The sequence below is a fragment of the Halolactibacillus halophilus genome (assembly GCF_900115605.1).
In the GTDB taxonomy this organism is placed as follows: Bacteria; Bacillota; Bacilli; order Bacillales; family Amphibacillaceae; genus Halolactibacillus; species Halolactibacillus halophilus.
In genome coordinates, this window is record NZ_FOXC01000054.1 from 1 (window position 1) to 10,861 (window position 10,861).

The 10,861-nt window shown below is 40.5% G+C and carries 9 protein-coding genes, 1 riboswitch and 1 other annotated feature; of the genes, 2 read left to right on the forward strand and 7 right to left on the reverse strand.

Features of this window, described 5'->3' with window-relative positions; translation table 11 throughout:
* Nucleotides 1–336: 336 nt before the first annotated feature.
* On the reverse strand, nt 337–2,757 hold the full coding sequence (gene leuS / locus BM098_RS12480; RefSeq protein ID WP_089833864.1) for a leucine--tRNA ligase: 2,421 nt from the start codon (nt 2,755–2,757) through the stop codon (nt 337–339).
* 78 nt (nt 2,758–2,835) lie between these two features.
* Nucleotides 2,836–3,048 (reverse strand) — a binding site (T-box leader).
* 145 nt (nt 3,049–3,193) lie between these two features.
* On the opposite strand from leuS, the gene BM098_RS12485 reads away from it, so the two are divergent.
* Both BM098_RS12485 and BM098_RS12490 read left to right on the forward strand, forming a co-directional pair.
* Entirely contained in the window at nt 3,194–4,153 is a 960-nt protein-coding gene (locus BM098_RS12485) for a tRNA modification radical SAM protein MnmL/YtqA (protein WP_089833865.1), read from the forward strand.
* Complete coding sequence (locus BM098_RS12490) at nt 4,153–4,725, forward strand: tRNA 5-(aminomethyl)-2-thiouridylate-methyltransferase MnmM (protein WP_089833867.1); 573 nt, start codon at nt 4,153–4,155, stop codon at nt 4,723–4,725. Before BM098_RS12485 ends, BM098_RS12490 begins: the two co-directional genes overlap by 1 nt.
* Before the next feature lie 46 nt (nt 4,726–4,771).
* Here BM098_RS12490 and metK read toward each other — a convergent pair whose 3' ends face one another.
* The 6 genes from metK to BM098_RS12520 all read right to left on the reverse strand — a co-directional run bounded on the left by metK (nt 4,772) and on the right by BM098_RS12520 (nt 10,228).
* Nucleotides 4,772–5,977 (reverse strand): methionine adenosyltransferase, encoded by a 1,206-nt coding sequence (gene metK / locus BM098_RS12495; protein ID WP_089833869.1) that lies wholly within the window; start codon nt 5,975–5,977, stop codon nt 4,772–4,774.
* Nucleotides 5,978–6,282: 305 nt separating this feature from the next.
* Nucleotides 6,283–6,753 carry an RNA deprotection pyrophosphohydrolase gene (gene ytkD / locus BM098_RS12500; RefSeq protein WP_089833871.1) on the reverse strand — a complete coding sequence of 157 codons (471 nt, stop codon included), beginning with the start codon at nt 6,751–6,753 and terminating at the stop codon, nt 6,283–6,285.
* Nucleotides 6,754–6,817: 64 nt separating this feature from the next.
* Nucleotides 6,818–7,378, reverse strand: a complete 561-nt coding sequence (locus tag BM098_RS12505) for a hypothetical protein (protein WP_089833873.1) — start codon at nt 7,376–7,378, stop codon at nt 6,818–6,820.
* A 93-nt stretch (nt 7,379–7,471) separates the two neighbouring features.
* Nucleotides 7,472–8,701 carry a DNA polymerase IV gene (locus BM098_RS12510; RefSeq protein WP_089833875.1) on the reverse strand — a complete coding sequence of 410 codons (1,230 nt, stop codon included), beginning with the start codon at nt 8,699–8,701 and terminating at the stop codon, nt 7,472–7,474.
* 89 nt (nt 8,702–8,790) lie between these two features.
* The gene (locus BM098_RS12515; protein WP_089833877.1) at nt 8,791–9,492 is read right to left on the reverse strand and encodes a response regulator transcription factor; all 702 of its coding nucleotides are present in this window, start codon (nt 9,490–9,492) and stop codon (nt 8,791–8,793) included.
* 145 nt (nt 9,493–9,637) lie between these two features.
* Complete coding sequence (locus BM098_RS12520) at nt 9,638–10,228, reverse strand: ECF transporter S component (RefSeq protein ID WP_089833879.1); 591 nt, start codon at nt 10,226–10,228, stop codon at nt 9,638–9,640.
* Nucleotides 10,229–10,377: 149 nt separating this feature from the next.
* Nucleotides 10,378–10,513: riboswitch (FMN riboswitch) on the reverse strand.
* Nucleotides 10,514–10,861: the final 348 nt, after the last annotated feature.

The window sequence follows — 10,861 nt, forward strand, 5'->3', positions numbered from 1 at the left end:
AGTAATTCTTTACTCTGGTTTCAAGCACTAGCTTGTCTTACTTTATTTCTTAACTTTACTGTGTGTGTTATTCAGTTTTCAATGGTCAAATAAATAACTGTCCGTGTCAGACAGTAAATATATCATAGCATAACACCTTTACACTGTCAACATAAAATATTCATAATTATCAAACAATGTCGATGTGTGCGTTCGAAATGCAACGTTTACTATCATAACGAATCCGCTCTTATATGTCAATGACAAATTTACAAATACTTTACGTTATCTTATGGCGCCCTGAAGATTGAAAAAGAGCATGCACCATTTGATGGTGCATGCTCTACTTAATCTATCTTAATTCGCTACGATATTAACAAGTTTACCAGGAACAACAATGACTTTGCGCACAGTTTTATCCACTAGCTTATCTTTAATCTGTTCATGCTCTAAAGCAAGTGTTTCTAAGTCTTCTTTTGAAGTATCTTTATCGACCATCATTTTCGCGCGGTTCTTACCGAGAATTTGAATAACAATCTCCACTTCACTTTCAACCAACTTCTCCTCATCAAACGTTGGCCAAGCTGCATAGGCAATAGTTTGTTCATTACCAAGAAGTTGCCATAACTCTTCAGCCAAGTGAGGCGCTACTGGTGATAATAACTTCACAAACCCTTCCGCATAAGCCTTCTTCATTTTATCTGCTTTATACGCTTCGTTAATAAAGACCATCATTTGTGAGATACCTGTGTTAAATTTCAACTCTTCAAAGTTTTCTGTCACTCGTTTGACCGTTTCATGATACACCTTTTCTAACGTATCTGTTGTCACGACTTCGCTTACTTTACTTGCCAACTGACCTGTCTCTTCTTCTACATAAAGGCGATACACGCGATCTAAGAACCGGCGTGCACCATCAAGTCCATTTTCAGACCAAGCAATTGAAGCATCGAGTGGTCCCATAAACATTTCATAAAGACGTAATGTATCAGCACCATGTGAAGCAATAATTTCATCAGGGTTAACAACATTCCCTTTAGATTTACTCATCTTCTCATTATTTTCACCAAGAATCATACCTTGATTGAATAATTTCATGAATGGCTCTTTCGTTGGAACAACGCCAATATCATATAAGAATTTATGCCAGAAACGTGCATAAAGTAAGTGTAAAACAGCATGTTCTGCCCCACCGATGTACACATCTACTGGTAACCAATCTTTTAACGCCTCAGGATCAGCTAATTGCTCACTGTTATCCGGGTCAATAAAGCGAAGGAAATACCAACAGCTACCTGCCCATTGCGGCATCGTATTGGTTTCGCGGCGCCCTTTCATACCAGTTTCTTCATCAACAACATTTACCCAGTCCTCAATAATTGCAAGGGGGGATTCACCTGTACCCGATGGCTTAATTTCATCTGTTTTTGGTAAGACAAGTGGTAAGCTGTCTTCTTTAACACCTGTGGTTGTCCCGTCTTCCCAGTGAATAATCGGAATAGGTTCACCCCAATAACGTTGACGGCTAAAGAGCCAGTCCCTTAAACGGTACGTGACCTTTTTCTCACCCTTATTATGTGTTTCTAGCCAATCAATTGCTTGATCAATTCCGTCCACCTTATTTAATCCATCCAAGAAGTCAGAGTTAATGTGCGGGCCATCTTCAGTAAATGCTGCCGTTTCAACATCGCCACCTTCCAGAACAGGAATAATGTCTAATTTGAATTTTTTCGCAAATTCATAGTCACGCTCATCATGGGCAGGTACAGCCATAATTGCCCCACTTCCATAACTAACAAGTACGTAGTCGGCAATCCAAACCGGAATCTCTTTACCGTTAATTGGATTAATCGCATACGCACCCGTGAAAACACCGGTTTTATCCTTTTGCAACTCGGTACGCTCTAAGTCACTCTTTGATTTCACTTGATCAATGTATGCTTCAACCGCTTCTCGTTGTTCATCTGTTACAATCTCATCTACAAGATGATGTTCCGGCGCAAGTACAGTATACGTTGCACCAAAAAGCGTATCTGGACGCGTTGTAAATGCGGTGAAGGAGGCATCATGCCCCTTGATGTCAAAATTAACATTTGCCCCCTCAGAACGACCAATCCAGTTACGCTGCATATCTTTAATGCTTTCTGGCCAGTCAAGCTCATCAAGGTCTTCAAGTAGACGGTCTGCATAAGCGGTGATTCTTAACATCCACTGTTTCATTGGACGACGTTCTACCGGATGGCCCCCGCGTTCACTCACACCATCGATGACTTCTTCATTCGCTAGTACTGTGCCTAAAGCTGGACACCAGTTTACTGGCACTTCATCGACATAAGCCAGTCCTTTTTCATAAAGTTTCAAGAAAATCCACTGTGTCCATTTATAATAGTTCGGATCTGTTGTGGCAACTTCTCGGTCCCAGTCATATGAAAAGCCAAGTTCTTGAATTTGACGTCTAAACGTATCAATATTTTTCTTCGTGAATTCTGCTGGGTCATTCCCTGTATCAAGAGCATATTGTTCTGCTGGTAAACCAAACGCATCCCATCCCATTGGATGAAGGACTTCATAACCTTGCATCCGTTTCATACGTGAGAGAATATCCGTTGCCGTATACCCTTCTGGGTGACCAACGTGCAAGCCTGCTCCTGATGGATATGGAAACATATCTAACGCGTAAAACTTCTCCTTTGTAGAATAAGTATCTGCTTTAAACGTTTTATTAGAAAGCCAATAGTCACGCCATTTCTTTTCAACCTGTTGATGATCAAATGACATTTGTTCTCCTCCTCTATTTATGTATGACGACAAACATAGAACGTACGTTCTAAAAATATAAATAAGCCCTCATCCCACAACTGGGACGAGAGCTTTTCCCGCGGTACCACCCAAAATTAACACCCAAGGGGTGCTCACTTTCATTCTTTAACGCAGAATACGGCGGTCATTACTTCGTGTTCACAACCGCAACCAAACAGGTGAGTTCAACAGATCTATTGAGTAACTTCCACCAACCGTTACCTCTCTTTTCAATACATCCTATCTACTAATCCTCTTTATTGTCGTTCTTCATATTTTAATCGTATTGTAAGTAAACGGGCGTTGTTTGTCAAGTAAATGTTAAAAAATCGACAAATCTCACAGCCCACTCCTCCTGTCATTATGTTAAAATAACCACCGTAACATTATTTTATTCAAGTAGGAGCGTACATTTATGACAAATCCCTTTCCATATGCGTTTGAGGACAAACGTTATCATTCATGGAATTACCATTTAAAAAATCAATTCGGCGAAAAAATCTTTAAAGTTGCTCTTGACGGCGGTTTTGACTGCCCCAACCGCGACGGCACCGTGGCTTACGGTGGCTGTACGTTTTGTTCTGCCGCTGGGTCAGGCGACTTTGCTGGCGACAGGGTTGATGATTTAGAAACTCAATTCAACACTGTAAAGGAAAAAATGCACCGAAAATGGCCCAATGCAAAGTATATGGGCTATTTTCAAGCTTATACAAACACACATGCACCGGTTGAGGAGCTACGCGAAAAGTTTGAACTTATTTTAAAACAGGACAATGTGGTTGGCTTATCAATCGGGACACGTCCCGACTGTTTACCTGATGATGTTGTTGAGTATCTCGCAGAACTTAACGAACGGACCTATTTATGGGTAGAACTCGGCCTTCAGACGATGCACCAATCAACCTCTGACCTCGTAAACCGCGCTCATGATATGGCCTGTTATTTAGAAGGTGTTGAAAAGCTAAGAAAACACAACATCAACGTCTGCACCCACATCATTAACGGCCTGCCTGGTGAAGACTATCAGATGATGCTCGATACTGCTAAGGCTGTCAGCGAAATGGATGTTCAAGGTATTAAGATTCATATGATGCACTTACTTAAAGGCACACCTATGGTCAAACAATACGAAAAAGGCATGCTTAAATTCATGACCCGCGATGAATACATTCAACTGGTTGTTGACCAGTTAGAAATCTTACCAAAAGAAATGATTATCCACCGTATTACTGGTGATGGACCTCCAGAATTACTGATCGGTCCGATGTGGTCAATGAGTAAGTGGGAAGTCTTAAATGCCATCGACGCTGAGTTAGTTAAGCGTGATAGCTACCAAGGAAAACACTACAACAAATATCCGGCGGTGCTCGTATAATGAAGCGCGTCATCCCTTATAGCCATCAATTACTTAAAGAAACGATTCAACCAGGTGATATTGTTGTTGACGCAACAATGGGGAATGGTCATGACACACTTTTGTTATCAGAGCTCGTAGGTGAAACAGGCTTCGTCTATAGTTTTGACATTCAAAAAGAAGCTTTAGCTGCGACAAAAGCTCGCTTGGATGCCCATCAACAACCGCCACGTACACTTATTTTAGATTCACATGCTCGTTTAGAGGCGTACCTTAAACCAGAACACGCGCACAATATAAAAGCTGCGATTTTTAACTTAGGGTATTTACCTGGCAGTGATAAATCGATTATTACAACGCCTGATTCAACCATTACCGCCGTCAAGACATTAATTCATCATTTAACCGTTGACGGTATCATCATCCTTGTTGTCTACCACGGTCATCCTGGTGGTGACGTTGAACGAGATCATTTAACAGCTTACTTAAGTCAGTTAGATCAAAAGTCATTTGATGTCCTTCGTTACGGATTCATCAATCAACAAAATCATCCGCCATTTATTTTGGCAATCAAAAAAAAGCCGAGGAAATAATTCCTTCGGCTTTTTCACTGCGCAATTTTCACTGCTTTTGTTTCACTTATTTATTTACTTCAACATACTGTACAATCGCTTCAGCCTTATCTATTTTCTCCCAAGGGAATATCACATCTGTTCGACCGAAATGACCGTAAGCAGCTGTTTGTTTAAAGATTGGTTGACGTAAGTCTAACATTTTAATAATTCCTGCTGGGCGTAAGTCAAATAAATGACGCACCGCTTCAACGAGTAGCTGTTCTGACACTTTGCCAGTACCAAAGGTATCTACTGCAACCGACACTGGTGAAGCCACTCCAATTGCATAGGCGAGCTGAACTTCACAGCGGTCCGCAAGACCAGATGCGACAATATTCTTCGCAACATAGCGAGCAGCATAGGAAGCTGAACGGTCTACTTTCGTTGCGTCCTTACCACTAAAAGCACCGCCACCATGACGTGCGTATCCGCCATATGTATCAACGATAATCTTACGACCTGTTAAACCCGCATCACCTTGTGGTCCACCAATAACAAAACGACCACTTGGATTAATAAAGTATTTTGTCTCATCATCGAGTAATTCGCTTGGAATGACTGGAAGAATAACATGCTCTTTCACATCTTTTTGAATTTGACTTAACTCGATTTCCGGATGGTGTTGCGTTGAGATGACGATCGTGTCGATTCGCACAGGACGATCGTTTTCATCATACTCAACCGTCACTTGTGTTTTACCATCTGGACGTAAGTAGTCTAACACTTTATCCTTACGCACATCACTTAAGCGTTTTGCTAATTTATGTGATAATGAAATTGGTAAGGGCATTAATTCAGGCGTTTCATTATTAGCATAACCAAACATTAGCCCCTGGTCTCCAGCACCAATCGCTTCTATAGCTTCATCATTCATTTGACCTTCTCTTGCTTCAAGTGCTTGGTCTACCCCGCCCGCAATATCAGGTGATTGTTCATCAATCGCAGTTAAAACCGCACACGTTTCAAAATCAAAACCATATTTGGCACGTGTATAACCAATCTCTTTAACTGTTTGGCGTACAATTTTTGGGATATCAACATAGGTTGATGTTGTAATCTCTCCACTGACTAATGCAAGGCCAGTTGTAACAGTTGTTTCACACGCGACACGCGCAAATGGGTCTTTTGCTAAAATAGCATCCAAAATCGCATCAGATATTTGATCACTAATTTTATCTGGGTGACCTTCTGTAACGGATTCGGATGTGAATAAACGACGATTTAGAGTCATTCTAAATCTCCCCTTTCTGTAACACGCTTGTGTTACCTCTTTATTTTTTATTATAGCGCGTTTTCTTAGCCAACTTTATCAGAACAGATAAAGAATAGGCAGTTACCGGTTCTTTTTCGTTCATTTTTTAGTTGTTTGTCGAAATTTGTCAATCTCGATTCGATTAGCGTACGAATGTTATCGTATCTAAACAACCCCCACTTGTCAATATTCGTTACTCATTTTCACTGAAGTTTTTTAGGCCACGAAAAACTTTGTCACAAATCCTTCATTTGGTCATGAGAAAAGCTTTAAAGCACTATGCCTTAAAGCTTGTTTTCTTCGATGAATTTAAGCGCTAATGCGATAACCTCATCTTTCATAATAAAACTGTAGCGCTCATCTGTTTTCATTTCTTTTGGCAAACGACCAACTAATACCGGCCCATGCGTTTCAAAATATGTTCCTTGCTCGATTAATTGACCCACATCAGCCAGATAAAGATTCTTCACGATTTGGTCAGCTTTTCCATCGACATAATATTGCCCAAGGTAAAGAAGGTGGTCCACTTCACCGCCTGTCTCCTCTCTTACTTCACGGATAGCCGCTTCCGTCGCAGTTTCACCTTTTTCCACTTTCCCACCAGGAAATTCTAGCCCACGCGTTTTATGGTGCGTTAATAACCATTGATCCTTCATTCGAGTAATCACGAGTACATGTTTTGGTTCTTTCGAAAAAGGATGATCGGAAAAAGAGAAAGTGACGGCATTATTATAATAATCATTAAACGTCTCCATACAACCTCATTCTCCCTCTTCTTTTTGTCCAGTATAACATACACCTATGGTGATGTTTACATACTTAATTTGGCTCGAGTGATATCGTATCGACTTGACTGATTCGCCACTGATCTGTGTAACTAAACCAAAACCTTATCTGATAAGGGCCGTACAGCTCTAAATCCTCTATCGTTTGTTCAACAATAACTTCTTCATCTGATACTTGTGTTAATCTATAAGGCGTATCTTTTTCAAACCATGGGGGTAATGCTGTTGGGCGTAAGTAGACACCGTCTTCTTTCTCGGTAAAGTAATAAGACACATGTGCCTCGCTGACATCCCGTGTAGCGATTTTATCAAACCCCTGGTATAATTCAGCCGTAGTTGTAACATCAACAAGACAATAATCATCATCAATTTCTTGTTTTATTAGCGCGATATAACAATCCGTTAGCGTAACTAAATCACGTTCAGTAAAGGCAGGCAGCAGTTGAGTAATTGGGGCTTTAACATTTACTGCCGTCAGCCGATTCTCGTAAGATTCACTTACTGGGCGAGGAGACCTCATCACATACGCAGACACAAATACTGTGCCGCTAGCAACAATGACCACTGTCACGAAACTTATGATTAGCCGTTTCATTACTGTCACCCCCGAAGAATAATCACTCTGAAATCGTGCCTTTATCTACTATAATAATTGTTTCCACTAAAAAGTAACGATTAAACCTACTTCTCACTTCCAATGTCCGCCGATTTTATTCGCTCGAATCTTCGCTTGCCCTGCGTCAGTGAGTGATGAGGCGCGCATCACACTATCAGCGCCAAACGTCTCTTTAAGCTGATCCATCACTTCAGCCAGTCGCTCTTTTTTTATCGGGTCATCAAACAACGATAATTGACGGGTCATTTTATCTTCTAAGTGTGTTAAGGTGACCCCAACAGAACGTATTGGTTGAGCGTTCCATGACTGATCAAACAACTGCCTCGCCGCTGTATAAATATCATCTGATACCGCTGTTGGTGTCGCTAACTTAACTTGACACTTAAACCCATCATGGCGGTTAAAATCATGTCCTCTTACATATATGCTGACACCTGACCCAAGATAGCGTTGTTTGCGTGTGCGTCTAGCAACTTCTTCTGATAATTCACGCAAAACGACTAAAATATCTTCTCTTTTAACATAATCACGTGGCAAAGTCATATGGTGACCAATCGCTTTTTGTTTGATATGGGTATGTTTTGTCACCGGACTTGGGTCAATCCCGTGGCTAAAACGGTATAAAACTTCGCCGTTAATGCCAAAACGTTTCTTAATCCAGATAAGTGGATGGTTAGCCAAACTACCAATAGTATATAGACCCATCCGCTTAAAATGGGCTTCCATTCGGTGTCCAACACCAAATAAATCACCGATTGGTCTTGGCCATAATTCCACTTGGATTCGGTCTTTCGTTAACTCATACATACCCGTTGGATGTTTTTTTGCAAAATGATCACACGCCATTTTCGCTAACACCTTGGTGGGACCTATACCAATGCGGGACTCAATTCCAATCGTATCTAGTATTTCATCATGGATAGCTTCGGCCATACGATAGCGGTCTTTAAAGAGATGAACCGAATGTGTCACATCAACAAATTGCTCATCGATTGAGTAGACTTCAACTAAATCCGAATACTTTTCTAAAACCCGTGTAATTTGCATCGATACATCAATATATAATGCCATATGAGGCTTCACAACCTCCACCTCCGGACACTTAGCCCGAGCTTGCCATAGCGGTTCAGCCGTTTTAATACCTGATGCTTTGGCGAGTGGGCACGCCGCCAGAATAATCCCGCTCCGCTGATTCGGGTCCCCTGCCACAACAACAGGTTTATGCCGAAATCGTGGGTGTGTCACCTTTTCAATAGAGGCATAAAACGATTGCATATCGACTAAAAAAATTATCCGTTCCATTACAAAAAACCTCCAGAATGAACGTATTGTTTATTTTATTATAAACGAACATACGTTCTTTTTCTAGAGGTTATCTATTTCATTTAGTTTTAAGATGAGACATCGCTGCTTTTTTCCATCCGCAAACGATAGCCTTTATTACGGACGGTCTCAATCATAGCTCCCGCTTCCGTTAACTTTTGTCTAAGGCGACTAACAAAGACGTCAATGATTCGTATATCCGATTCTTCTGCATGACTCATGACTAATTTAACTAACGTTTCACGGGTCAATACTTTTTCAGGATGCAACAATAACGCATACAGCAGCATCGTCTCTTTTTCGGTTAGAACAACTGGATCTTCACGAACATACGCTGTTTGGGTATCCACATGAAGGGACAGTATGCCAAACTTGATCATTTGATTGGATTCTGTCACAAAGTGAAAATTCCCTCGCCTTTCAACTGCACGAATCCGCGTGAACAATTCTCTTAAATCAAATGGCTTAACTAAATAATCATCAGCACCTAATTCTAGCGATAACATCCCATCAAGTTTCATTGATTCAGGGACAAGCACCATTAAACACCCGTTAAATTTCGTTCGTCTTAAATCCGCACAAAGATCAGCACTTTGATAATATAATTCACTGTCAATAATAATGTGGGTCGGTTCGACCGTACGGGCAAGATAATGTAATGATCGTTCAGTTTCAGCCACCCACATCGTATACCCTTCTCGTTCAAACGATGTGTTCATTTGAGCGATGAGTGGTTTGTCTTCACTTAAAAGAACCAAGACACGCGACATTTTTTCACCTTCTTTATCTATAAATAACTTAATTCAAGTGTAACGAATGGATGTTAGCTAAAGATGAATAGAAGGTAAAGTTTATGTAAAAAAACCGTAAAAAAGCTATGCCACCTAGGACATAGCTTTTGATTATAGTCTTTCGTTATGCTGATAATTTTACTTGCGTTTGTTTTTGAGCAATCCACGGCTTTAACTTAACAAACAGCGGAACAAATAAAATCGAGACAATCACACCTTTAATTAGGTTAAATGGAACAACCCCGGCAAAGATAGTACCTAGTAACACACTAGGCGTTAATTGTTCAAAGCCCATAAATGCACTGTAAATTGGTAATAAAACGTAATAATTTAAAATCCCCATTGCCAGCGTCATAACAACCGTTCCAACAACAAGGCCGGAAATCAAACTCTTTTTGCCTTTATACTTGTGATAAATCATCGCAATTGGTACCACAAACGTCACCCCTGCGATAAAGTTTGCTAACACACCAACCGGATCGGCGGCACCTGATAAGGCAAGGTAAAGTAAGTTTTTAATCACTTGTACCACCACACCTGCCATTGGCGAAAAGATAAGTGCAGCAAGGAGCGTTGGTACTTCACCGAAATCTACTTTCAAATACGGTGGCAGGAAAGGTAACGGGAAGTTTAAGAATAATAACACCATCGATACCGTTCCAAAGAGTGATAAAATAATCAGTTTTGTTAATTGTGATGTTTGACCTTTTTTCATGTCGACATCCTCCTTCATCTTGTTTATCGATTGGGATCTTTATGATGAAGGGAGAGTAACATTCTTGAACATTAAAAAGTCCTAAAGCACATACTTTGGGCTTTAGGTTTAATGGCATCAAGAAATAAATGGTCGATGACCATTTTACTCCATATCTTCTCCCATCCAGACTTTAACTGTCGGCTCTGGACTCTCACCAGATCCACCGCACACGTGCGGGTCACGGACTTCTAACAAAGGTTAGTTACCGTCGGTCGGGAATTACACCCTGCCCCGAAGATTCAATCGATATTTTATTATAGTTATAGTATAGCGCGACTTATGAAAAAAGTGAAGCCTTTTGCATGAACTTTTTTCACAAAGTTTAAAGTTATGTATCTAAAGTCACTAGCGTCGCATAAATATAATTAGAATATGCTGAACAACCTCCAATTATTTTTTTGACAAAAAAGGAAGCACCTGAATAAAGGTAGTAATCATCCGTTTTTTAACTATTTTAAAATTCAGAGCGACAGATAGTGGGTTAGATGCCTCACGGCACGGGAGTTTGACACTTCATTTCTTTAAAAGCACTCTTAAGCCTTGATATGGCTTATTTTTTATGTCAAATTTCGACTTTAATTATTGAGTACT